General features: G+C 72.9%; 19 protein-coding genes and 1 pseudogene. 11 read left to right on the top strand and 9 right to left on the bottom strand.

The window, feature by feature from the left end:
* Window positions 1–26: 26 nt before the first annotated feature.
* From ACSLTV_RS32270 to ACSLTV_RS32240, 7 genes are all read left to right on the top strand, one after another.
* Window positions 27–1,829, top strand: a complete 1,803-nt coding sequence (locus ACSLTV_RS32270) for a thiamine pyrophosphate-requiring protein (protein ID WP_435613399.1) — start codon at window positions 27–29, stop codon at window positions 1,827–1,829.
* Window positions 1,826–2,947: an SDR family oxidoreductase gene (locus tag ACSLTV_RS32265; RefSeq protein WP_432155293.1), complete on the top strand. Its 1,122-nt coding sequence runs from the start codon at window positions 1,826–1,828 to the stop codon at window positions 2,945–2,947. Before ACSLTV_RS32270 ends, ACSLTV_RS32265 begins: the two co-directional genes overlap by 4 nt.
* 199 nt (window positions 2,948–3,146) lie before the next feature.
* A complete protein-coding gene (locus ACSLTV_RS32260; protein ID WP_435613398.1) occupies window positions 3,147–3,698 on the top strand; it encodes a copper chaperone PCu(A)C in 552 nt (183 codons plus the stop codon).
* A 121-nt stretch (window positions 3,699–3,819) separates the two neighbouring features.
* Window positions 3,820–5,232 (top strand): SGNH/GDSL hydrolase family protein, encoded by a 1,413-nt coding sequence (locus ACSLTV_RS32255; RefSeq protein WP_432155295.1) that lies wholly within the window; start codon window positions 3,820–3,822, stop codon window positions 5,230–5,232.
* A gap of 160 nt (window positions 5,233–5,392) precedes the next feature.
* A complete protein-coding gene (locus ACSLTV_RS32250; RefSeq protein ID WP_432138119.1) occupies window positions 5,393–5,923 on the top strand; it encodes a retropepsin-like aspartic protease in 531 nt (176 codons plus the stop codon).
* Between the two features lie 139 nt (window positions 5,924–6,062).
* On the top strand, window positions 6,063–6,473 hold the full coding sequence (locus ACSLTV_RS32245; protein WP_432138203.1) for an SPW repeat protein: 411 nt from the start codon (window positions 6,063–6,065) through the stop codon (window positions 6,471–6,473).
* Window positions 6,474–6,711: 238 nt separating this feature from the next.
* Window positions 6,712–7,560: an aldo/keto reductase gene (locus ACSLTV_RS32240; protein ID WP_435613397.1), complete on the top strand. Its 849-nt coding sequence runs from the start codon at window positions 6,712–6,714 to the stop codon at window positions 7,558–7,560.
* Window positions 7,561–7,581: 21 nt separating this feature from the next.
* Here ACSLTV_RS32240 and ACSLTV_RS32235 read toward each other — a convergent pair whose 3' ends face one another.
* Complete coding sequence (locus tag ACSLTV_RS32235; protein ID WP_432138202.1) at window positions 7,582–10,197, bottom strand: SpoIIE family protein phosphatase; 2,616 nt, start codon at window positions 10,195–10,197, stop codon at window positions 7,582–7,584.
* A gap of 445 nt (window positions 10,198–10,642) precedes the next feature.
* On the opposite strand from ACSLTV_RS32235, the gene ACSLTV_RS32230 reads away from it, so the two are divergent.
* Window positions 10,643–11,827, top strand: a complete 1,185-nt coding sequence (locus ACSLTV_RS32230) for a DUF2235 domain-containing protein (protein WP_435613396.1) — start codon at window positions 10,643–10,645, stop codon at window positions 11,825–11,827.
* Window positions 11,828–12,177: 350 nt separating this feature from the next.
* Here the strand turns inward: ACSLTV_RS32230 and ACSLTV_RS32225 are convergent, their stop codons facing one another.
* Complete coding sequence (locus ACSLTV_RS32225; RefSeq protein WP_432138116.1) at window positions 12,178–13,191, bottom strand: LacI family DNA-binding transcriptional regulator; 1,014 nt, start codon at window positions 13,189–13,191, stop codon at window positions 12,178–12,180.
* Window positions 13,192–13,531: 340 nt separating this feature from the next.
* On the opposite strand from ACSLTV_RS32225, the gene ACSLTV_RS32220 reads away from it, so the two are divergent.
* Entirely contained in the window at window positions 13,532–14,497 is a 966-nt protein-coding gene (locus ACSLTV_RS32220; protein WP_432155297.1) for a glycoside hydrolase family 6 protein, read from the top strand.
* Window positions 14,498–14,722: 225 nt separating this feature from the next.
* Window positions 14,723–15,640 carry a PfkB family carbohydrate kinase gene (locus ACSLTV_RS32215; RefSeq protein ID WP_435613395.1) on the top strand — a complete coding sequence of 306 codons (918 nt, stop codon included), beginning with the start codon at window positions 14,723–14,725 and terminating at the stop codon, window positions 15,638–15,640.
* A gap of 39 nt (window positions 15,641–15,679) precedes the next feature.
* Here the strand turns inward: ACSLTV_RS32215 and ACSLTV_RS32210 are convergent, their stop codons facing one another.
* Window positions 15,680–16,012: a DUF3140 domain-containing protein gene (locus ACSLTV_RS32210; protein WP_432138113.1), complete on the bottom strand. Its 333-nt coding sequence runs from the start codon at window positions 16,010–16,012 to the stop codon at window positions 15,680–15,682.
* A gap of 156 nt (window positions 16,013–16,168) precedes the next feature.
* Window positions 16,169–16,570, bottom strand: a complete 402-nt coding sequence (locus ACSLTV_RS32205; protein ID WP_432138112.1) for a cell envelope biogenesis protein OmpA — start codon at window positions 16,568–16,570, stop codon at window positions 16,169–16,171.
* Window positions 16,571–16,922: 352 nt separating this feature from the next.
* Here ACSLTV_RS32205 and ACSLTV_RS32200 point away from each other — a divergent pair, with 352 nt between their 5' ends.
* Window positions 16,923–18,101, top strand: coding sequence for a spore photoproduct lyase family protein (locus ACSLTV_RS32200; protein WP_435613394.1), 1,179 nt, complete (start codon window positions 16,923–16,925; stop codon window positions 18,099–18,101).
* A 213-nt stretch (window positions 18,102–18,314) separates the two neighbouring features.
* Here ACSLTV_RS32200 and ACSLTV_RS32195 read toward each other — a convergent pair.
* The 5 genes and pseudogenes from ACSLTV_RS32195 to ACSLTV_RS32175 all read right to left on the bottom strand — a co-directional run.
* Window positions 18,315–18,566 (bottom strand): annotated as a pseudogene (locus ACSLTV_RS32195) (SDR family oxidoreductase); the annotation flags it as partial.
* Window positions 18,567–18,868: 302 nt separating this feature from the next.
* Entirely contained in the window at window positions 18,869–19,162 is a 294-nt protein-coding gene (locus ACSLTV_RS32190; RefSeq protein WP_432138110.1) for a WhiB family transcriptional regulator, read from the bottom strand.
* A 230-nt stretch (window positions 19,163–19,392) separates the two neighbouring features.
* Entirely contained in the window at window positions 19,393–20,061 is a 669-nt protein-coding gene (locus tag ACSLTV_RS32185; RefSeq protein WP_432138109.1) for a DUF5825 family protein, read from the bottom strand.
* A gap of 203 nt (window positions 20,062–20,264) precedes the next feature.
* Window positions 20,265–22,250, bottom strand: a complete 1,986-nt coding sequence (locus ACSLTV_RS32180; protein WP_432138108.1) for a RiPP maturation radical SAM C-methyltransferase — start codon at window positions 22,248–22,250, stop codon at window positions 20,265–20,267.
* Between the two features lie 93 nt (window positions 22,251–22,343).
* Window positions 22,344–22,469: a hypothetical protein gene (locus tag ACSLTV_RS32175; protein ID WP_432138107.1), complete on the bottom strand. Its 126-nt coding sequence runs from the start codon at window positions 22,467–22,469 to the stop codon at window positions 22,344–22,346.
* Window positions 22,470–22,565 lie beyond the last annotated feature (96 nt).

Below are 22,565 nucleotides of genomic sequence, written 5' to 3'. Positions count from 1 at the left end.
TCGTTTCCTCCATCTCGGGAGCACTCATGACAGAAGTCGCCGACTACGTACTCCAGCGCCTCACCGAATGGGGAGTGGGCAGGGTGTACGGCTATCCCGGTGACGGGATCAACGGCTTCCTCGGCGCCTTCGACCGTGCGAACGGGAACCCGGAGTTCATCCAGGTACGGCACGAGGAGATGGCCGCCTTCATGGCGTGCGCACACGCCAAGTTCACCGGCGAGGTGGGCTGCTGCACGGCGACGTCGGGGCCGGGCGCCGTGCACCTGCTGAACGGGCTGTACGACGCGAAGCTGGACCACCAGCCGGTGGTGGCGGTGGTGGGCCAGCAGAAGAGGCTGAGCCTGGGCGCCCACTACCAGCAGGAGGTGCACCTGGACCGGCTGTTCGCCGACGTCTCCGAGTTCTGCGAGATGGTGACGCATCCGGGGCAGGCCCGGCACGTGGTCGACCGGGCCTTCAAGACGGCGTTGACCACGCGCGGCGTGGCCACCATCATCATCCCGGAGGACATCCAGGAGGCGGACGCCCAGCCATCCCCGCCGAAGCAGCACGGCTCAGTGTTCTCCAGCGTCGGCTGGAGCCGCCCGCGGGTGCTGCCGGACCCCGGCGAACTGCGCAAGGCGGCCGATGTCCTCAACGCGGGGAAGAAGGTCGCCATCCTGGTCGGCCAGGGCGCGGCCCGGGCCCAGGACGAGGTGGTCGAGACGGCCGAACTCCTGGGCGCCGGCGTGGCCAAGGCGCTGCTGGGGCGGGAGGTGCTGCCGGACGACCTGCCGTTCGTGACCGGTCCGATCGGGCTGCTGGGAAGCAAGGCCAGCGACAACATGATCCAGGGCTGCGACACGCTCCTCATGATCGGCACCAGCTTCCCGTACTCCGAATGGCTGCCGGACGAGGGGCAGGCGCGCGGGGTGGAGATCGACATCGACGGGCGGATGATCGGCATCCGCTATCCGATGGATGCCCACCTCGTCGGGGACGCCAGGGAGACCCTGCGCGAGCTGATCCCGCTGCTCCACCGCAAGGAGGACCGGAGCTGGCGAGAGAAGATCGAGAAGGATGTCGTCGAATGGGACGACCTGTGCGAGCGGTGGGCCGCGCAGCACTTCGGCGACACGATCAATCCCCAGGCGGTGGCCGCCGAGCTGTCGCGGCGGCTGCCCGAGAACGCGATCCTGACCGCCGACTCCGGCTCCGGCACCAACTGGTGGGCGCGGAACGTCAAGCTGCGCGAGGGCATGCAGGCGTCGCTGTCGGGGACGCTGGCCACCATGGGGCCGGGCACGCCGTACGCGATCGCCGCCCGGTTCGCCCATCCCGACCGGCCGGTGATCGCGTTCGTCGGTGACGGGGCGTTCCAGATGAACGGCATGAACGAGATGATCACCGTGAAGCGGTACCTGGACCGGCTCTCCGGGTCGACGCCGTTCGTCTTCTGCGTCTTCAACAACCAGGACCTGAACCAGGTCACCTGGGAGCAGCGCGCGATGGCCGGCGACCCCAAGTACCCGGGTTCGCAGGACATCCCGGACGTGCCCTACGCGGCGTACGCCGAACTGCTGGGGCTCAAGGGCATCGTGTGCAGCGACCCGAAGAAGATCGGCGACGCCTGGGAGGAGGCGCTGGCCTGTGACCAGCCGGTGGTTCTGGAGTTCAAGGTGGACAGCGAGATCGCGCCGATCCCGCCGCACATCATGAAGACCCAGGGCAAGGAGGCCGCCAAGGCGGCGCTGCGCGACCCGGAGAAGGCCGGCATCGCCGCGAAGGGCGCCCGGCAGAAGCTCACCCAGTACGCCGAGCACCTGCCCGGCCGGGGTCGCAAGTGACAGGCGCGGCGGACCGTCACGCCCCGGAGGGCCACGGCTCCGGGGCGGGCTCCCAGGTGGTGGTCGTCACCGGGGCGAGCGCCGGCGTGGGGCGCGCCACGGCCCGCGCCTTCGGGGCGCGGGGTGCCGCCGTCGCGCTGCTGGCCCGGGGTGAGGAGGGGCTGGAGAAGGCGGCCCAGGAGATCCGCTCGGCGGGTGGGCAGGCCCTGCCGCTGGTGGTGGACGTGGCCGACCCGGAGGCCGTGGACGGGGCGGCCGAACACGTGGAACGGGAGTTCGGCCCGATCGACGTCTGGGTGAACGCCGCCTTCGCCACCGTCTTCGCCACGGTGCGGGACGTCGAACCGCAGGAACTCAAGCGTGCCACCGAGGTCACCTACCTCGGCTGTGTCCACGGCACGCAGGCCGCCCTCAAGCGCATGCTGCCCCGCGACCGGGGCACCATCGTCCAGGTCGGGTCGGCCCTCGCCTACCGCAGCGTCCCGCTGCAGGCGGTGTACTGTGCGGCCAAGCACGCCATCCAGGGGTTCACCGAGTCCCTGCGCTGCGAACTGCTGCACGACGGCAGTGGAGTGCGGGTCACGATGGTGCAGTTGCCCGGCCTGAACACCCCCCAGTTCACCTGGGTGCGCACCCGTCTGCCCCGGCATCCGCGCCCGGTGGCCCCCGTCTACCAGCCGGAGGTCGCCGCCCGGGGCATCCTGTACGCCGCCGATCACCCCGGCCGACGCGAGTACTGGGTCGGCGGTTCCACGGTCGCCACCCTGCTCGCCCAGAAGGTCGTTCCCGGCCTGCTCGACCGGTATCTGGCGCGCAGCGGGTACGGCGGGCAGCAGACCGACGACCCGGTGGACCCGTCGCGCCCGGCCAACCTGTGGGAGCCCGCGGACAACGCCGAGGGAACCGACCACGGGGCGCACGGGGAGTTCGACAGCGAGGCCCATGCGCGCAGTCTCCAGCTCTGGGTGTCCCGTCACCGCCGGCCGCTCGCCGTGGGGGCTGCCGTGGCCACCACCGCAGGTACGGCGATCGCCGGGAGCCTGCGCCGACGGCCGGCCGCCGGCCGGTGGCCGCGGCACGGCGGCGGCATGGCTGCGGTGCTGCGACGCTCCGGGTGAGGCGGGCAGCCGGGCGCCGGGCAGGCTTCGGGGCCGGCCGCCGCGTCTCAGAGGCCATTTCCGGCTCCGCGCATGTGGCGAGCAGGCCGGTAAGTCCCGGAAGCCGCACCGGCACAGACACGCAGGGGACGGGGGCCAGGCACAAGTGTCGGCGGGTGAACCGAGAGCGTCCGGACGGTGCCGGAGGAAGGTGGCAGTCATGCGCGTGAGGATCGCTGGACCGTGGCGGAGAGCGGTCGCCGTCGTCGCGGCGGGCTGTCTCGCCACCGTGGGCGTGGCGGGATGCTCCGCCGACGACGACATCACACACAACCCGCCGGGTGCCAACGCACGTGTGGGATCGGTTCTGATCCGGTACGGGCACATCGCAGAGCCCACCGACGGCCCCTGGGAGAGGGGGGACGACGCCCCCTTCTACGCCTGGCTGTTCGATCAGGGGCAGCAGCCCGACCGGCTGCTCGGCGCGGAGACGACCGCCGCCCAGTCCGTGGACATCGTGTCCGCGGACGGCACCGTGCGGGGCCCCGTCGAGGTACCCACCGGCCGTCTCGTCGAGCTGAAGAAGGGCAACCCTCACCTGCTGCTCAGGGGCCTGCGCCAGGAGATCCGTGCCGGGGACTACGTGTGGATCACCCTGCGCTTCGAACGAGCCGGCGAGATCGCCCTGCAGGCCCACGCCCAGCTCCCCACCTACGTCGACCGGGAAGCCACCCAGGAGCCGGGGCTCACCTCTCCCTCCCCCGGCGGGTGACACGGATGGAGCGGCGCCGGCGGCCGACGCGGGCCCCCGGTGACGTGCCGCCCGGCACACTCCCGCCGCCGGCCGCGGGCCTGTCGCACCGGCCGGCGGCACAGGGACGGACCCGGGCCCGATGAGGTCGCGGCGGCACCGGCCGACCCCACGACAGGGTCGCGGGACGCGGCGGCGGATCGCGGCCGCCTCCCTGCGTCTCCTCGGCCTCTCGGCCCTGGCGCTGGCCGCGGTGTGGCTGGCGGTACGGATCACTCCGCTGCAACCGGTGTCCGCGGCCGGTCAGACGGTACGGGTGGGCGCCGCGCCGCTGGAGTGGAGTCTGTCCGGCCCGGGGCAGCTCGATCTGTTCGGCCAGAGCATCCCCACCCAACCTGACTTCGACGGCCCGATCAGGCCCCGGCTGGAACTCGCCCACATCAAGGAGGACGCCGAGGTGGCCCGGCTCCTGCGGTCCGGGGACCATGATCGGCTCACCCTGGACGTCGGCCGGAAGCTGGCGGCCGGCTGGCTGCGCTACGGGGCCTGGGAGACCCTGATCGCCGCCGGTCTGGTGGTGCTGCCCCTGGCCGCCTGGACGGGGCTGCGCCGCATGCCCCCGCGCCGTGTCGCCCTGGTGCTGGCCGGCGGTGTGGCTCTGGTGGCCGCGGTCAACGCCGTCGGCTTCTATCTGCTGGCCTCGGACACGCCGCGGGCGCTGCGCCAGGTGCGGTCCCTGGAGGACCTGGTGGGCAAGAGCCCGCTGGCCCCGGTGCCCCGGGCCGAGGGGGCGGCGCTGGGCGACGTCCGAGCGGTGGTCCTGGGCGACTCCACCGCGGCGGGCACCGGGAACGGCCCGCTGCCCGACCCCACCGCGCTCGACGCGGCGTGCCGACGCAGCGCGGACTCCTACCCGCGGGCGCTGGCCCGCGCCAACGGCTGGGACGTGTTCAACCTGGCCTGCGCCGGCGCCACCGTCCGCGACGGCATCCTCGGCGTGCAGATCGTCGGCGACCAGGTGGCGCCGCCGCAGCTGGCCCAGGCGCGGCGGGCGACGGAAGCTTCCTACGTGATCGTCAGTGTCGGGGCCAACGATGTGCGCTGGGCGGACCTGGTCGGTCTGTGCGCAACCTCCCCCACCTGCGACGACCGTGCCACCACCGCCTTCTTCCAGGACCGTCTCGCCCGGTTCGCCCTCGACTACCGTCGGCTGCTGCGCCAGCTGGCCGCCCTCCCCGGGCACCCTGCCGTCCTGGTCAACGAGTACTACGACCCGTTCGGACCGGATGTCGGCTGCCTGCGCGCGGAGCACCTCACCGAGCGGAAGGTGCGGACGCTGCGCTCGCGGCTGGCCGCACTCAACACCGTGCTGCGGGAGGGGGCCGAGGCCGCGGGCTTCCCGGCGGTGCGGCCGGACTTCACGGGGCACGGTCTGTGCAGCGCGCAGCCGTACGTACAGGGGCCGACGGACCGCGCCCCCCTGCATCCGACGGCCGCCGGATCACTGGCCATCGCCCTCACCGACCAGCACGCGCTGACCGCCGAGGCGCCCTGACCGGCGGTTCCCCCTGGCGGAGCGCTCCGCTTCCCGGTGTACCGCCGTGCCGCCGTCACCCCGTACGCCGTCCCGCGGCGAAACAGCGGCCCGGCCGTTTGGGGCGGATCCTCACGGGGACTCCGGCAGCGGGACAGTCCCGGTGACGAGGAGGCGAGCCATGGCCTTCCTCCGAAGCCCGGCAGGTGTGCCGGCCCTGTGCGTGACGGCCGTCCTGGTGGCCGCCGGATGCGTCGGCGGCGAGCCCGGCGGGGGCGCCTCGGCCACGTCCCCGGCGGTGACGGCGGGCGATCGGCAGATCCCGCTGTCGGTGGTGGAGAACGACGGGCAGGTCATCGTGTTCGTGCCGGTGACCATCCAGGGCGAGGGGCCCCTCCGGTTCGTCCTGGACACCGGCGCCTCCGCGAGCGCCGTCGACGACGACGTGGTGCGTGAACTCGGTCTGCCGCGCACCGGCGAGCGCCAGGCCGTCACCGGTGTCACCGGTACGCGGACCGTGCCCGTGGTGAAGGTGTCCGAGTGGAAGGCCGGCGAGGTCGAGCTCGATCCGGCCGAGGTGACCGTGATCGACGTGGACACGCCCCGGGGCGCACCCGGCATCCAGGGCCTGCTGGGTTCCGACGTCCTCAGCGCGTTCGGCAACGTGACCGTGGACTACGAGCACGAGACCCTGCGGTTCCCGGCCCGGTGAGCGGCTCGGCGACGGCGTGATCGGATCGTGACACCTGGTGCAGAATCGTCCCGCAGAAGCATGGTTGGCTCACCTTTCCTCGGATACGCGGGAGATAAGGAAGATCCGCCGAGGAAAGGAAGCAGGTGACGACGTGGCCATGCACTCGCGCATCGAGGAACACCCTGACATCCAGGCCATGCGCGCCCGGGCAGCCGAGGTGTCGGTGCAACCCGCCGCGCAGGCGACGGAGGGGCTGACTCTCCTCACCGGCCTGTACCTGGCCATCTCCCCCTGGGTGATCGGCTTCAACGGCAACCCGCTGGCCGTCAGCAACCTGGTCACCGGGATCGCCCTGGCCGTCCTGGCCCTGGGCTTCGGCTCGGCCTTCGAGCGCACCTTCGGCATGGGCTGGGCGGCGGCCGGAATCGGCGCTTGGGCCGTGATCGCGCCGTGGGTGATGCAGAACGCCTCGACGACGACGGGAACCATCGTCAGCAACTCCATCACCGGAGGCGTCGCGGTCGTCCTCGGCCTGATGACGACGGCGATGGCCAGGGGACGCTCCTGACCCGTCAAGCGGCCGGCCCACCGCTGCCCGCGGGGCGCGGCCGGTGCGTGCCTCGGCCGGGTGGACACGCGGCCGGGGCGTCGTCCGTCCCGCCCCGACCTTCTGGCCGGGACGGCACCGCCGACAACCGCTCGCCGCGCGGGGCGCCGCAAGCCGCCGGTCGGCGTACCGGCCGCGAGGCGCCGCCGTGCGGCGGGTGACCGTCCACCGACCGCCTACGAGCGTGGGAGAGAATTCCGTGCGGACCGTCACCCTGAACAACGGCGTCGAGATGCCGATCCTCGGCTTCGGCGTGTACCAGATCCCGCCGGAGGAGACCGAGCGGGCCGTCAGCGACGCCCTCGCGGCCGGCTACCGGTCGCTGGACACCGCCGCCGCCTACGGCAACGAGGAGGCCGTCGGCCGCGCGATCCGCCGCAGCGGCATCCCCCGCGGGGAACTCTTCGTCACCACCAAGCTGTGGTCCTCCGACGCAGGCGAGGACAGGGCCGCGCGCGCCTTCGACACCTCGCTGCGCAAGCTCGGTCTGGACCACCTCGACCTGTATCTGATCCACCAGCCCTACGGCGATGTCTACGGCTCCTGGCGCGCCATGGAGCGCCTGCACCGTGAGGGCCTGGTCAGGGCCATCGGCGTGTCGAACTTCTACCCGGACCGCCTGGTGGACCTCATCGACCACAACGAGATCACCCCGGCGGTGAACCAGATCGAGACCCACCCCTTCTTCCAGCGCACGCAGTACCAGGAACTCATGCGCGGGCGCGGCGTGCAGATCGAGTCGTGGGGGCCGTTCGCCGAGGGCCGCAACCAGTTCTTCACGCACCCGGTGCTCAAGGAGATCGCCGCGGCGCACGGCCGGTCGGTGGCGCAGGTCGTGCTGCGCTGGCTCGTCCAACGCGATGTCGTGGTCATCCCCAAGTCGGTGCGCGCCGAGCGGATGGCCGAGAACCTCGACGTCTTCGGCTTCCAACTCACCGCGGACCAGATGGCTGCCGTCGCCGCCCTGGACACCGGGTCGTCGCTGTTCTTCGACCACCGCGACCCGGCCGTGACCGCTCGGCTCGGCACCGTCACCCTGGAGGCCTGACCCGCCGGGCGGGCCGGCCGCTCACCAGGCCATCTCGTCGATCAGTGCCGTCATGTCCGGGGGCCCGGCGGCGCCGCCCAGGTTCTGTTCGGCCCAGATCACCTTCCCGTGGGCCTCGTAGCGGGTGCCCCAGCCCTCCGCGAACTGCGAGACCAGGAACAGGCCGCGGCCGCCTTCGTCGGTGATGGCGGCCCGGCGCAGCCGCGGCGAGGTGTTGCTGCCGTCCGCCACCTCGCACACCAGGGTGCGGCCGAGCAGCATCCTCACCGAGACCGGCGGCGCGCCGTAGCGGATGGCGTTGGTGAGGAGTTCGCTGAGGATGAGTTCCGTGCTGAACGACACCTCCTGCAGACCCCACTCCAGCAGCCGGCGGCCGACATTCGCGCGGACCCGGGAGACCTCCGTCACGTCGAACGGCACGTCCCAGGTGGCCACCCGGGAGGGGTCGAGCAGCCGCGTCCTGGCGACCAGCAGCGCGACGTCGTCGCTGGGGTGGGCGGGCAGCATCGTCTCCATCAGCACCCGGCAGGTCTCCTCCGGTGTGCCGTCCGGCCGGGGCACGGCCCCACGCAGCAGGTCGAGACCCTCGTCGATGTCCCGCCCCCGGTCCTCGACCAGCCCGTCCGTGAACAGCACCAGCCGACTGCCCTCGGCCAGCCGCAGCTCTCCGGACTCGAACGGGTAGCCGCCCACGCCGAGCGGCGGTGAGAGGGGGATGTCGGGGAAGGTCACCCGGCCGCGCGGGTCGACGACCGCCGGCGACAGGTGCCCGGCACGGGAGAGGGTGCACCGGCCGCTGACCGGGTCGTAGATGGCGTACAGGCAGGTGGTGCCGGTGAGCGGCTCCGGAGCGCCCTCGGCCGTCTCCGCCTGGGCGTCCAGCCGCGCCACCATCTCGTCGAGATGGCCGAGCAGTTCGTCCGGGGCGAGGTCCAGGGAGGAGAAGTTCAGCACCGCGGTGCGCAACCGGCCCATGGTGACCGCCGCGTGCATTCCGTGGCCGACGATGTCCCCGACGACCAGTGCCACACGGAACCCGGGCAGCGGAATGACGTCGAACCAGTCACCGCCCACACCGGACTGGGCCGGCAGGTACCGCCAGGCGACCTCCAGCGCGTCCTGCTCCGGCAGGTCGCGGGGCAGCAGGCTGCGCTGCAGGGTCACCGCCATGGCGTGCTCGCGGGAGTAGCGGCGGGCGTTGTCGATGGCGACGGCCGCCCGGGCCACCAGTTCCTCGGCGACGGCGATGTCCTCCTGTTCGAACGCCGGGGAGCCTTCGCCACGCCAGAAGTTGACCATGCCGAGGACCACGCCGCGGGCCCGCAGCGGCACGGTGATCAGCGAGTGGATGCCGTACTCCAGGGCCCGCCGGGCGCCCTGCGGGTCGTGGGCCCGCCAGTCCTCGGCGGTGTGCAGGTCCGGCACCAGGACGGCCCGGCCGCCGTAGAGCGCCGCGACCATCGGGGTGTCGGCCACCACGAACCGGATCAGGTCGCCGACCGCCTGCAGCGGGTGCCCGGTCCGGGTCTCGCTCAGCGCGGTGCGCCGCATCCGGGTCACGGCGCCGGTGGGCTCCTCGCCGCGCAGGACGGAGTCGAGCAGTTCCACGGTGACGAAGTCGGCCATGCGCGGGACCGCGACGTCGGCGAGTTCCTCCGCGGTGCGCCGCACATCGAGCGTGGTGCCGATTCGCACGCCGGCCTCGTAGAGCAGGGTCAGCCGGCCGCGGGCCACCTCGGCCTGGCCGGACAGGGCGCTCAGCTCGGTGGTGTCGCGGAAGGTCGCCACCAGGCCCTGGCCGCCGCCGTAGGGCTCGGTGAGCCGGATGTTGACCGCCAGCAGCCGGTCCCCGGCCGGGATGACCTGGTCGGACACGGCCTCACCCGAGGTCATGGTCCGGGTCAGCGTCGGCCCCAGACCCAGGTCGGTGACGTACCCCTGGTCGGTCTCCTCCGGCAGGTCCAGCAGGCGGCGGGCCTCGTCGTTGACGAGCAGGACCCGTCCGTCGCCGCCGACGATGAGCACGCCCTCGCGCACGGCGTGCAGGACGGCGTCGTGGTGCTCGTACATCCGGGTCATCTCGGCGGGGCCGAGGCCGTGCGTCTGCCGGCGCAGCCGCCGGCCGACGAGGGCCGCGCCGCCGGTCGCGAGCACCAGTGCCCCGGCCGCCGAACCCAGCATGACCGGTAGCTGCTGGTTCACCACGTGCCCGAGGGTCGCGACGCGGATCCCGGCGCTGACCATGCCGACCACCCGCCGGCTGGCATCCGTGACGGGCACCACCGCGCGCACGGCGTCGACCGGCTCGCCGCGGAAGGTCTCGGTGAAGGCCTCGCCGGCGGCGGCCCGCTCCACCCCCTCGGCCCGGGTGCCGACGAGGGAGGGATCGGAGGCGGCGATCCGCAGGCCGCGCTTGTCGAGGACGGAGATGAAGTCCACGCCGGTCCCCGCCTGGGCCCGTTCGGTCGGCTCCTGCAGGAGGGCGGCGGCGTTCGAGGAACGCAGCGCCAGGGCGGTGCCGGGCGCGTGGGCGAACGCCTCGGCGGCGGCGAGACTGCGGTTCTCGGCGGCGCGCTCGCCGTCGTAGCGGCTCTGCACCACCAGGGCGGCGGCGGCCGCCGCGACGAGGATGAGCATGATCAGCGCCTGGAGCAGGAAGACCTGCGTGGCGAACGTGCGCACGCTCAGGGCGGCCGGCAACCTGCGCGCCGGCGACGGCCTGGGCGCCGCGGACGGTGGCCGCGCACCGCCGTCGGCCCGCTCTCCGCGCCGTCGTCGGCCTCTCGGTGAGCGAGCCCGATCACGCAGCCGCCGTGCGCCGCTCGGCGGCGGCGCCGCCCTCTTTCGGGACCAGCGCGACCGTCCGCCCATGTCCCCTTTCTAACACTGTGGCTCGGCGGCGGGCGAACGGTGACCGTCCCGCCGAGTGCGCGGTGGCGCCGTCGTCTGCGGACGGCCGCGACGGCCGCGGTGGCGTCGGGCACCGCCTCCCTCACATGGCGGGGTCGGCCGGCCGGTGAAAGGATGGGGGTGGTGCTGGACGCCACTCCCCCACTCCACGCTTTCGCGAGGAGGGATGGTCATGGCCAAGCGTCTGGTCGTCTGCTGCGACGGCACGTGGAACTTCGCCGACCAACCCAGCAGGACGAACGTGGCCAAGGTCGCCCTGTCGGTGCGCCAGGGGTCCGCCGGTGGGAAGGAGCAGCGGACCTACTACCATGCCGGAGTCGGCACGCGGCGCTCGGAGCGCCTGCGCGGTGGGGCCTTCGGCGTGGGACTGTCGCGCAACGTCGCCGACGCCTACCGGTTCCTCGTGGAGTCGTACGAACCGGACGACGAACTGTTCCTCTTCGGTTTCAGCCGGGGCGCGTTCACCGCCCGCAGTCTGGCCGGACTGGTGCGCAACAGCGGCATCCTGCGCCGGGAGCACGTGAGCCGGGCGCGCCAGGCGTGGTCCCTCTACCGCGACCGGCTCGAGCGACCGAACGGCACGGCGTCCACGTTGTTCCGCCGCTCCTACGCCCACGAGACGCGGATCCGCTTCATCGGGGTGTGGGACACCGTCGGCGCGCTGGGCATCCCCCTCCCGGACGCGGCCGCGCTGCAACCCGTGGTGAACCGGTTCAACCGCCGCTGGGCCTTCCACGACACCGAGCTGAGCGGCTGGGTCGACGGTGCCTTCCACGCGCTGGCCGTCGACGAGAAGCGCTCGGCGTTCCGGCCGACGTTGTGGCACCAGCGGCCCGACGCCGCCCGGCAGGGGCAGGAGTTGAAGCAGGTGTGGTTCGCCGGGGTGCACTGCGATGTGGGCGGCGGGTACCAGGAGACGGGGCTGTCCGACATCGCCCTGCTGTGGATGGTGGACCAGGCTCGGCGCTACGGGCTGGCGTTCGACCCCCAGGCCCTCAGTGCGCAGGGGCCGCAGGCGATGGCACCGCGGCGGAGCACCGACTTCCGGGTCCAGCCGGACGGCGCGGGCCGGCTGCACGAGTCCCGCACCGCCTTGTTCGTGCTGTCCAGGCCCTTCCACCGGCCCCTGGGCGGCGCGGTGAACGACCGGAACGAGCCGGACGGGAACGAGTTCCTGGCGGTGCCGGCCAAGGAGCGCCACGACCGCGACGCCGCGTACCGGCCGCCGGAACTCGGACGGTATCTCGCCGCCCAGGACCGGGTCCGGCTGGAGCCCGTCCTGCTGCCGGACCTCGCGGCCGGTCTGCCGCCGATGCCCCCGGCCGCGCCGGCGCCGGGAGCGAAACGCTCGCGCTGAGGACGCGGACGCGCGCGACGGCTTGGCCCCGGGCGGACGGGACGCCCCTGTCTGCCCCACGGGTTCCGGGGCGTCGGTGACGGCACCTGGCCGTGGAACCGCTCGGCAGCCCGGGGTCCGAGGCGATCGGTCGGCCCGAGGTTTGATGCAATCCGACGGACGACGGGGGCGCCGGGACCGGGGGTGGCGGGACCGGAGGCGGCCGGAGCAGGTCGCGGGACCGGAGGCAGGACCGGACCGAGGGCGGGACGGGAAGAGGGCGGAGCAGACCGCGGATCGGCCCGGCTTGCCTACGTGATCACCTGTCCGCTGATGGCGCCCGGGCAGGACGGCGCCGACGGCCGGGGCCGTCAGGTGCTGGCACGGACGACCATACGGGTGGGCAGGACCAGCGGGGTGGGATCCGCCCCGCTGACGAGCGCGACGAGCATCCGCGCCATCTCCCGGCCGAGCCCCTGGATCGGCTGGTGGACGGTGGTGAGCGGGGGATCGGCGACCTGGGCCACGGCCAGGTCGTCGAAGCCGACCACGGCGACGTCGGCGGGCACCGCGCGGCCGGCCTCGCGCAGCGTGCGCAGCGCACCGGCGCCCATGTTGTCGTTGGCGGCGAACAGCCCGTCCAGGTCGGGGCGGTCCGCCAGCAGCGCCGCCATGGCGGCGGCCCCGCTGGGCTCGGTGAAGTCCCCCTCCCTCGGCGGGAACGGTTCGAGACCGGCCCCCAGCATGGCGTCCCGGTAGCCGCGATAGCGGGCGCGCCCCACCTCGGTGTCCAGCCGTCCGCAGATCACGGCCACCCGGGTGCGGCCCCGCGAGATCAGGTACTCGGTCGCCTCGCGCGCCCCGCCGACGTTGTCGACGTCCACGTACCACCGGGGCGCCGATCCGACGGGGCGGCCCCCGAACACGACGGGCATCGCGGCGTCCTCGGCCATCCGGACCAGCGGGTCGTCCTCGCGCAGCGCCATCAGCATGACGCCGTCGGCCCCCTTGGAACGGAAGAGCTCCTCCACCCGCTTGCGGCTTCGGTCGGAAGCGGCCAGACACAGCATCAGGTACAGGTCGGACTCCTCCAGGGCGGCCGACGCCCCGGCGATCACCTGGGCGAAGAAGGGGTCGGCGAAGATCGACGGTTCCTCTCCCGAGACGACCAGGGCCGCCGCTCCCGTCTGCCGGGTGGCCAGCGCACGGGCGGTGGGATTGGGCACGAAGCCGAGGCGCCGCACGGCCCGTTCGACCGCCTCGCGTTTGGCGCGGCTGACGTGCGGGGCGTTGTTCAGGGCGCGGGAGGCCACGGAGCGGGAGACGCCCGCGAGTTCGGCCACCTCCTCCAGCGTCGGCCGCCGCCGCGCAACGTCCTCTGCCATGAGCATGAGCCTTCCGCTCGATCGGACGGGAAGCTTCTCACCCCGCCCCGTACGCCTGCCACCCGTCGGAACTCCTACCCGGCCGGTACCGGGAGCGCTTCCAGAACGCACCGGAATCGGCCCCGCGCCCGAGGACGGCCGAAGACGGCCGACCGAGGTTCTTGACAGCTGGATCGGCCGACCTGACCATACCGATCACACCCAGAAGAGGCCACCGCTTCTGGGAGCGCTTCCACCAGAAGCGCTCGCAGCGATTCGTACCACCGCACTTCCTTCAGCGTGTCGCACGCTCGGGACGAGAGCGCGCGACGCATCCCTGCCAGGAAACCGAGGTACCGTCATGCGCCGCAGACTCCGCACTCTGGCGGCAGCGCTCTTGGCCCTGCCATCGGCGCTCGCCCTAGCGCCGTCCGCCCACGCGGCCGATCCGACCACCATGACCAGCGGGTTCTACGTGGACCCCAACTCCAGCGCCAGACGATGGGTCGCCGCCAACTCCGGCGACGGCCGGGCGCCCGCCATCGAATCCGCCCTCGCCAACACCCCGATGGCGCGCTGGTTCGGTTCCTGGAGCGGCACCATCGGCACCGCCACGGGTGCGTACGTGGGCGCCGCGGATCACTGGGACAAGCTGCCCGTCCTCGTCGCCTACAACATCTACCACCGCGACTACTGCGGCGGTCACTCGGCGGGCGGTGCGGCCTCGCCGTCCGCCTACGCGAACTGGATCGCCCAGTTCGCCGGCGGGATCGCGCACCGCCCGGCCGTCGTCATCCTCGAACCCGATTCGCTCGGCGACTACGGCTGTATGACGCAGGCTCAGATCGACGAGCGGGAGGGCATGCTCACCGGCGCCCTGGCCGAGTTCAGCCGTCAGGCCCCCAACACCTGGGTCTACCTGGACGCCGGCAACCCGGGCTGGACGAGCCCGGCGACCATGGCCCGTCGGCTGCACGAAGCCGGCCTCCGGCAGGCTCACGGCTTCTCCCTCAACGTCTCCAACTACTTCACCACGGCCGAGAACACCGCCTTCGGCAACGCCGTCAACGGCGAGCTGAGCGCCCGCTACGGCTACACGAAGCCGTTCGTCGTGGACACCAGCCGCAACGGCAACGGCTCCAACGGCCAGTGGTGCAATCCCTCGGGCCGCCGCATCGGCACGCCCACCCGGCTCGGCGGCGGCGCGGAGATGCTTCTGTGGATCAAGGCGCCGGGCGAGTCCGACGGTAACTGCGGTGTGGGCGGCGGCTCCTCGGCCGGACAGTTCCTCCCCGAGGTCGCCTACAAGATGATCTACGGCTACTGACTTCCGGGACCACGCCGGCCGCCTCCGGCGTGGTCCGCCTTCCCCGGCCACGGCCGGGCGGCCGTCACACGGCGGCGCGTGCTGGTCAGGGGACGGAGCGGGGGCGAGACTGGTGCGACGGCCTCGCCGTCGGCCCGCCCCCTCACGCCGGGCAAGGGGCAGGGCGGCGGCGCGGCAGCGCGGCGGCCGTGGCCCGGCCGCCCGCCCGGACAGGAAGAGGCGCAGGTGAGTGAGGAAGTGCCCGCTGGGCGACGCCCCGTCGGTCTGTTCGTCGGGCTCTGCACCCTGGACGTGGTCCAGCTGGTGGACCACGTGCCGCGAGCGAACGAGAAGCTGACGGCTCGTCGTCAAGTGGTGGCGGCGGGCGGGCCGGCCGCGAACGCGGCGGTGACCTTCGCACACCTGGGCGGCACCGCCACGCTCCTCACCGCGATCGGCCGCCATCCGCTCGGCCAGGCGGCCGCGGCGGACCTCGCCGAGCGGGGGGTGACCGTCACCGACCTGGCCGCCCGGTCGTCGGCGCCACCGGCCGTGTCCTCCATCCTGGTGACCGCCGCCAGCGGGGAGCGCGCCGTCGCCTCGACGAACGCCACCGGGCAGCGGGTCAGCCCGCCGCCGGACCTCGACGCCATGGTGGCGGCCTGCGACGTCGTCGAGTTCGACGGCCACCACCCGCGGCTGGCGACAGCCGCCGCGCGCGCCGCGGCCGCCGCACGGCGGCCGACCGTCCTCGACGGGGGCAGCTGGAAACCCGGTCTGGGCGACCTGCTGGAAGCGATCGACGTGGCCGTGTGCTCCGCCGACTTCCACCCGCCGGGAGTGGGCGGCCCGGCCGAGACGCTGCGCTTCCTGCGCCGGCACGGGGTCACCTGGGCCGCGGTGAGCCGGGGCGGCGAGCCCATCGTGTGGGCGGGGCCGGACGGCAGCGGTACCGTCGCCGTGCCGAGCGTCCCCGTCGCGGACACGCTGGGCGCCGGGGACGTCCTGCACGGTGCCCTGACCCGTCACCTCGCCCGGCGAGGAACGACGGCCGGGAAGGCCCTGACCACACAAATCTTCGTCGAGGGCCTGCGCGAGGCCGCGCAGGCCGCCTCCCGGTCGTGCGCCTCGTTCGGCACCCGGGCGTGGATGCGGGAGAGCTGATCGGGCTCCGCGCCCGCGGACGGCACGCCGCGGATCAGATCACTCGAGCGGGTCGTGGCCCCAGTTCATCAGCGAGTACCGCCATCGCGTCCCGCTCACGTCCCCGGAGGGACGCTGGGCCCGGTGCCGCCGGATGTAGCCCACGACCTTGCGCATGTGCCGGTAGTCGTCGTCCGACAGGTCGCCCTTCTTCGCCCGGAGGATGTTCACGATCCTGCGCCCGGAGGCGTGTCCGGTCGACTCTCCGCCGTCCTGGTGCTGCCCGGCTTCCTGAGACCGGTCGGTCGAGAGCCATTTCTCCAGTTCCGCCGGTGTCATGTTCACCAGTTCGCGGAAGCTCGTCCAGGTGTCGTCGCGCTCGTCGTCGTCCATACCGCCTCACGGCTCGGGGGCCGTTGCCCCAGCTCTCGGCTTTCCGCACTGACGCGGCTGTGGTCCCGGAGTGAGGGTCCCTGCGCCGTCCGGCATCCCGAGGGCCGGCTCTCCCGCGGGCCGCCCGGCGCGCTCAGGTGTGCTGCTCCCGTCTCCTCACGCGGTCCGGCGGTGCGCTCGGGGCGCGCGCCAGGCCCCCGCCGTACCGCTCACCGCCCGGACGCGGTACGTCGTCTTGGCAGGATCGACGACCGCTTCGCCCAGGGTGATGCGGCCGGCGCGGTGCAAGGTGTCGCACGCGTCGGTGGGCAGCGCCGCGTAGCATCTCCCCCGGCCGCCCGGACCGTCGACCGGCTGCCAGTAGCCGTACCTCCGGCGGCCGCCCGCGTGGACCGTGAGGAAGACGGGGGTGGCGGGGTCGGCGATGAGCCTCAGCAGGTCGGCGCGGGCGGGGCTGAGCGGAACCGGCGACCGGCCCCGATACGCCAAGATCATCGCCGGGCGGGGCAGCGCCTGTTCGGCGCCGAGCGACGGTGCCGGGTCCGCAACGGGCCGCATGAGGTGTCCTCCTTGAGCCGGGGTCGTCACAGTCGTCTACCCGGCTCCGCCGATGTCGATCAGGTTGTGCGCATCATGCAGGACGGCACTGACAATCGGCCGGGCGGCGTACGGGACGGCAGCCGGTTCCGGATACGGCGCTCCTCCGGGCGCCGCCCCTGCCGCGGCGAGGTGGGCACGCCGCTCGGGCGCTCCCCCGGCCGCCCGCCGTAGACTGGTCGGTCCCGCCGCGAGGGAGCACGGGCGCAGCCACGGCGCCGCCGCGACGCACCCGTGTCCCCTCCCCCGTTCCCGCCCCTGGCCCAGTTCCGGTTTCTGTCCTTGACCCTGTTTTCTGTCCCTGGAGTCTGTGATGCGGCACTCGCCCGACGCGTGGGACCCCGGGTCGGACGCGCTGTTCGACCTGGACGCCCTCGGGCCGCCGAGCCCGGCCGTCGCCGGCACCGGGCCGGCCTTCCGCGACGGCGACGTCGCGCGTCGCCTGCTGCCCGTCCGGGAGATCTACGCTGAGCCCGCGGCCGCCGCCTCGGCGCGCGGCCGGCAGGTCCTGGAGCGGTTCCCGCAGGCCCGGGTGACCGAGGTCGACTCCCACTGGGGCATTCCCGGTCTGCACGGCAACGAGGGCAACGTGGACCGCTGGGTCAGGGTGAAGGGGGAGACGCTCGTCCTCGGCGAGAAGAAGACGCTCACGACACGCCCCAACGGGCGGTCCGCCGACTGGATCGCGCCCGGCGCCTCCAACGGTTGCGCCATGGCCTGCGTGTACTGCTACGTTCCGCGGCGCAAGGGCTACGCCAACCCGGTCACCGTGTTCACCAACATCGACCGGATCATCGCCCACCTGGGCCGGCACATCGCACGCCAGGGCAGGAAGCCGCAACCGAACCAGTGCGACGACACCGCCTGGGTGTACGACATCGGGGAGAACGGCGACTGCTCCGTGGACGCTCTGATCTGCGACAACACCGCGGATCTGGTGGGCGCCTTCCGGCACTGGCCGACCGCCAAGGCGTCGTTCGCCACGAAGTTCGTCAATCCGGACCTCCTTGCCCTCGACCCGCGCGGGCGGACCCGGATCCGCTTCTCCGTCATGCCGCCGGACGACTCGCGGCTGCTCGACGTGCGCACCTCACCGGTCACCGAGCGGATCGCGGCGGCCCCCGACTTCCTCGACGCCGGCTACGAGGTCCACTTCAACCTCTCCCCCGTCGTGCTCCGGCCCGGCTGGCGGACGGCGTGGGCCGGGCTGCTCGACGAGCTCGACGACGTCCTGCCGGAGCGGGTGAGACGCCAGGCGGCAGCCGAGGTCATCATGCTCACCCACAACCGGGAGTTGCACGAGGTCAACCTCGGGTGGCATCCCCGGGGTGAGGGACGGCTCTGGCAGCCCTCGCTGCAGCAGGCCAAGCGCTCGGAGAACGGCGCCCTGAACGTCCGCTACCGCGGTCCGGTGAAGGCGCGGGCGGTACACGAACTGCGCGAGCTGGTGGCCGCGCACGCTCCCTGGCTGCGGATCCGGTACGCCTTCTGACGGGCGGGGGACGCGGTCTTCCACAGCAAGTACACCTGCCTCGACAACTACATGAGGAACAGCTTCACCTGCATCGGGCTGTGCGGCGACGGCGCTCCCAGTGGCGGTCGGGCTCCGGCAACGTCCACGGCGAGGAGGGCAACCACTGGGACGTCCTCTCCCACCACCGCGGCGGCTGCCGAGGCCGGGCCCGGGGGCCAGGCGAACCACGCCTCAGGGCCGCCGCCAACTGTCGTCGGGGAGACGGCTGCCGGCCTGCGGGCCCATCCGCAGCATCCCTCCGTCCACGACCCAGGAGGCGCCCGTGACGTACGACGCGTCGGGGCCGGCGAGGAAGGCGATCACGGCGGCCACCTCACGTGCGTCGCCGGGGCGGCTCAGCGGCACGCCGGGGCGTCGCTCCGCGTGGACGTCGGCGTCCTCCTGACCGGTCATCGGGGTGGCGATCTCGCCCGGAATCAGGGCCACCGGGGCGGTGTGCTGCGGTTGCGTCATGGTCGTGGCGTCCCCTCACGACGGCGCTGCTGTCGTGGCGCCGGGTACCCGGGCGACGCGGCGTGAAAGAGGCGCGCACGCAGCCCCGAGGCACGCTTCGGACGCCGTGCGGCGGGGCCGGAGTCCGGGACGGCGTGGAACTCGCGGCGGTTTCCCTGCAACCGATCGGTGGATTCCGCCGCCCGGCCGGACCTGGGCTCAGCGTCTGGGGGGCGCTGGCGGGAGGCCGCCCGGGGCCGCGCCTCCCGTGCCCCTCGCCGTCTGTAGGCGGGTCAGGGCGGTGACCGTCGGACGACGCCGCCGTCCGTCGTGGCCCGTCTGAGGGCGCGGCGCTGGGCGGCCGTGGTGGCACCCCAGATGCCGTCGTCCTCCCCGTGCTCCACGGCCCAGGTGCGGCAGGCCGTCAGGACGGGACAGCGGCGGCATATCGCGCACGCCGACGCGGCGTCCGAACCGGGAGCGAGGCAGTCGGACAGGGGGAAGAAGATCTCGGGATCCTCCCCGACGCACGCCGCCTGATCACGCCAGTCGGGGCGGGCCGGAGGGAGTGGGCGGAAACCGGTCATGCTCAACCTCTGGGCAGACAGCGGCGGCGGCACTGGGTGTGCCGCAGTCCCGGCAGAGGGTCGGTTCAGCTTAGATACATATGCCCGGTTTGCGGTAGTGCACGGACAGGACGGGGCCGAGGTCCGTCACCGGCCGCCCGGGCCTCCTGGATCGCCCTCTCCTCCCCGTCGCCGTCGTCTCCCGGTCGCCATCTCCTCCAGGTCGCCATCTCCTCCCGTAGCCGTGGTCTTCAGATCGCCATCGCCTCCTGGAGCCACCGGGTCACCCGGTAGGGCAGCCACCAGACGACGTCGTCCGCCCGCAGCACGAGGTGTTCGGCGGTGAGTTCGGCAAGGATGTCGGCGGGCACGTCCCCGGGGCCGGCACCTCGGTCGAGGCGGGAGACCGCTGCCGGGTAGCGGGGGTCGTCGGCGGTGAACCTCCGCAGGTCACCCCAGCGCCGGTCGCGGATCTGGAGGAAGCCCGGGCCCTGGCGCCAGACCAGTTTGCAGAGGTAGTGGCGGGTGCGCCAGGCCTGCAGGGCGCTGTCGGGATCGGTGAGACCGGTGACGGTCCGCGGCGGCTGCAGGTGGGACAGGACCTTCCAGGTCTGGTCGGCGTCGTCCGGGGGGAGACGGAGGTCCCAGTCGACCTGGACGGCCCGTGCGGTCAGGTCGCGGAGCAGGCACAGCCGGTCGATCGCGGCGCGGGCGGCGGCCGGCCCGGGCGTGGCCAGGTCGACGGGCCGGTCGAGTTCGGCGCGACGCGCGCCCATGGCCCACAGGCGCTCCGCGGCTCCGGGGTCCGCCGCGACGGGGACCCGGCCCAGGGACATGCCCGGCAGCTCCCGGGCCCCGGAGTCGTGATCGCGCCAAGCCAGGACGGTCAGGGCGGGTGCGGCGGGTGCGGCGGGCGGCATGGCGGCTCCTCGTCGGTGCACGTCTCGGGCGAGCGGGTGCGCTGTCGGGCGGCGGGGCAGCGGGGCAGCAGGGCTACGGGCGGCGGCGATCGGTTCCGGTCAGAGTTCAGAGTTGCGGGGCGGGCTCGTGCGGCCGGTCCGCTCACCTCAGCTCAGGTCAGGTCCGCTCAGGTCAGGTCAGGTCAGGTCAGGTCAGGGGAGCTTCAGGGAAGGGCGGGGGCCGGTGCGGTCGGGGACGACGCGGAGGCGGCCGGTCGCGGCGCCGGGTCCTCGGCGGTCCGGGTCACGGGACCGGCGTCGGGGCGGGCGTGCAGATGGCTCATGTAGTCGAGCCTGAGCAGGTTCTGGTTGACCGACGCGGGAGCGACGTGCACGTACTGGCCCGCGTCGGTGAAGGTCACGCCCAGGTTCGTCCACTCGTCGAGCAGGTCCCGCACGTCGGCGAGGGTGCGGGAGGCGAACGCCGGGTCGGCGGTGACCTTGCGGTGCAGGGCCGCGGGCGAGTGCGGCTGGTCCAGCAGGCGGAAGAGCGCGACCTGGAACGGATCGGTCAGTCGCAGCGTCCGCCAGTCGAACGAGTGGCGTCGGCTGACCAGGACGATCTCGTCACCGAGGTCCGTCTGGGTGAGCCTGGCGTCGGTGTGGTGTTTCTTCCAGGCTCCGATGGCGTCGTTGAGCCGGGTCACCGTGTCGCCCCGGATGCCGCGCTCCGGCGCCTGGAAGACGTACGCCAGGTCGTACAGCTCCTCCTCGGGCAGGTCGTAGGTGAAGAAGTAGTGCTCCTCCGGGCGCAGCGCGGCGAAGCCGAGTTCGGGCCGGTTGAAGTACGGGCTGAACCGTTCGATGGCGATGCGCGCGGACAGGTCGACGGGCGGGTTGAGGTGCTCCAGGGCGGGGAGCTGGCGGATCACCGGGTCGTAGTCGTCGTCCGTCTCACCGGGGAAGCCGTGCAGGTAGTTCCACGACACGGAAAGGCCCGTCTCGGCCGCGTCCCGGAGCATGCGCACGTTCTGGCAGCCGCTGACCCCCTTGTCCATCAGGTCGAGGACCCTGCTGTTGAGGCTCTCGATGCCGGGTTGGACGTAGATGAGTCCGGCGTCGGCGAGCACCTGGAGCTGCGGACGGCGCATGTTCGCCTTGATCTCGATGTGCATGCGCAGGTCGTAGCCGCTGTCGATGATCCGGGGCAGGACGCTGGACAGGTAACGCATGTCGAGGATGTTGTCGACGACGTACATGTCGAGGACGCGGTGACGCTCCGCCAGGCCCATGATCTCCTCGTAGAAGGTGTCGGGGCTCTTGCTGCGGAACTGCATGAACGAGCCGTTCAGGCCGCAGAACGTGCAGTGGTGCTTCTCCCCCCACCAGCAGCCGCGCGCGCCCTCGACGACGAGTTTCGGCTCGACCCAGTTGCGGGCCACGGAGGCGGCGAGGCGTTCGAAGTAGCCGCTGTAGTCCGGGGGCAGGATGGCCGCGGGGGGCAGGGGGCCGGTGGGCATCGGATTGGCCGTCGAGGAGCCGTCGGCGCGGTGGCACAGTCCCGGGATGCCGGCCGCCGCCTCGGTGTGGGTGCCGTCCCGCAGCGCCTCCAGGAGCCGGGGGAAGGCGTCCTCGCCCTCGCCGCGCACCACGTAGTCGACGAACGGGAAGTTGCGGTGCACCGCCGCACCCTGCTCGGCATCGCAGTTGGCGCCGCCCATCACCGTCACGGTGTGCGGGGCGAGCCGTTTGATGTGCCGGGCGGCCGCCAGGGCCGCCGTGTTCTGCTGGAACGTGGACGTCAGCCCCACGACGTCGGGTTCGAGGTCGACGACCCGCTGCGCGATCTCCGCCACGAACTCCGGCACCACGGAGTGCAGTTGCCGGGTCATCCGCATCCGGGAGGCCCGCAGCTTGGGCTTCATCACCCTGGCGAACTCGTCCTCCTTCCAGGCGGGATCGTCGTAGAGGGCGCTGGAGAAGACCCAGTCGCCGCAGCCGAGGAAGTAGGAGGACAGCGCGTAGTACTCGTAGTCCTCCGCGGAGAACTCGGTGCGCCGGGTGATCCAGTCGGTGAACTCCAGGTTGGCGTGCAGCACTTCGCACGTCGCGCCCGGGACGCGTTCGTCGACACTGCGCTTGAGGATGCCCAGGGCCAGGGAGGGCAGGTCGATGGGGGACCACGGCATGTTGAGGAGGAGAACGCGCACGTACGGCTCCTTGGGAGGGGGCGTGGGCGGGCGGGGCGGAGGGGCGGCGAGCCCGGCCGGCCCGCGCGATCACGGGCCGGCCGGGCGGTGCGGTCACTCCTCGTTGTCGTCGGCCTCGTCGGCGTTGCGGAACGGGATCGTGATCGTGATGCCGATGCCCGGCTTGCGGTTCTCCTCGTCGCCGGCGAGCGGGTCGTTGTGGATGATGTCCTTCTGCACGGTGTTTCTCCTTCCTCGATGGGACGGTGCGGTGCTGTGCTCGCCCGGTCCCGCTGTTGCCTCAGCGGGACCGGGGCCCGGGGGGCGGGGGAACGG

The organism is Streptomyces sp. bgisy159 (genome assembly GCF_965341775.1).
Taxonomy (GTDB): Bacteria; Actinomycetota; Actinomycetes; order Streptomycetales; family Streptomycetaceae; genus Streptomyces.
The sequence above is the reverse complement of the archived record's forward strand: the minus strand, read 5'-3'. Positions and strand labels throughout refer to the sequence as shown.

What these genes read in the sequence shown, in the direction of transcription:
- ACSLTV_RS32270 (WP_435613399.1), top strand. Translation starts at nt 27, where the DNA reads ATGACAGAAGTCGCCGACTACGTACTCCAGCGCCTCACCGAATGGGGA.
- ACSLTV_RS32260 (WP_435613398.1), top strand. Translation starts at nt 3,147, where the DNA reads ATGCGCGTGAGGATCGCTGGACCGTGGCGGAGAGCGGTCGCCGTCGTC.
- ACSLTV_RS32255 (WP_432155295.1), top strand. Translation starts at nt 3,820, where the DNA reads ATGAGGTCGCGGCGGCACCGGCCGACCCCACGACAGGGTCGCGGGACG.
- ACSLTV_RS32250 (WP_432138119.1), top strand. Translation starts at nt 5,393, where the DNA reads ATGGCCTTCCTCCGAAGCCCGGCAGGTGTGCCGGCCCTGTGCGTGACG.
- ACSLTV_RS32245 (WP_432138203.1), top strand. Translation starts at nt 6,063, where the DNA reads ATGCACTCGCGCATCGAGGAACACCCTGACATCCAGGCCATGCGCGCC.
- ACSLTV_RS32235 (WP_432138202.1), bottom strand. Translation starts at nt 10,197, where the DNA reads ATGCTCATCCTCGTCGCGGCGGCCGCCGCCGCCCTGGTGGTGCAGAGC.
- ACSLTV_RS32230 (WP_435613396.1), top strand. Translation starts at nt 10,643, where the DNA reads ATGGCCAAGCGTCTGGTCGTCTGCTGCGACGGCACGTGGAACTTCGCC.
- ACSLTV_RS32225 (WP_432138116.1), bottom strand. Translation starts at nt 13,191, where the DNA reads ATGGCAGAGGACGTTGCGCGGCGGCGGCCGACGCTGGAGGAGGTGGCC.
- ACSLTV_RS32220 (WP_432155297.1), top strand. Translation starts at nt 13,532, where the DNA reads ATGCGCCGCAGACTCCGCACTCTGGCGGCAGCGCTCTTGGCCCTGCCA.
- ACSLTV_RS32210 (WP_432138113.1), bottom strand. Translation starts at nt 16,012, where the DNA reads ATGGACGACGACGAGCGCGACGACACCTGGACGAGCTTCCGCGAACTG.
- ACSLTV_RS32205 (WP_432138112.1), bottom strand. Translation starts at nt 16,570, where the DNA reads ATGCGGCCCGTTGCGGACCCGGCACCGTCGCTCGGCGCCGAACAGGCG.
- ACSLTV_RS32200 (WP_435613394.1), top strand. Translation starts at nt 16,923, where the DNA reads ATGCGGCACTCGCCCGACGCGTGGGACCCCGGGTCGGACGCGCTGTTC.
- ACSLTV_RS32190 (WP_432138110.1), bottom strand. Translation starts at nt 19,162, where the DNA reads ATGACCGGTTTCCGCCCACTCCCTCCGGCCCGCCCCGACTGGCGTGAT.
- ACSLTV_RS32185 (WP_432138109.1), bottom strand. Translation starts at nt 20,061, where the DNA reads ATGCCGCCCGCCGCACCCGCCGCACCCGCCCTGACCGTCCTGGCTTGG.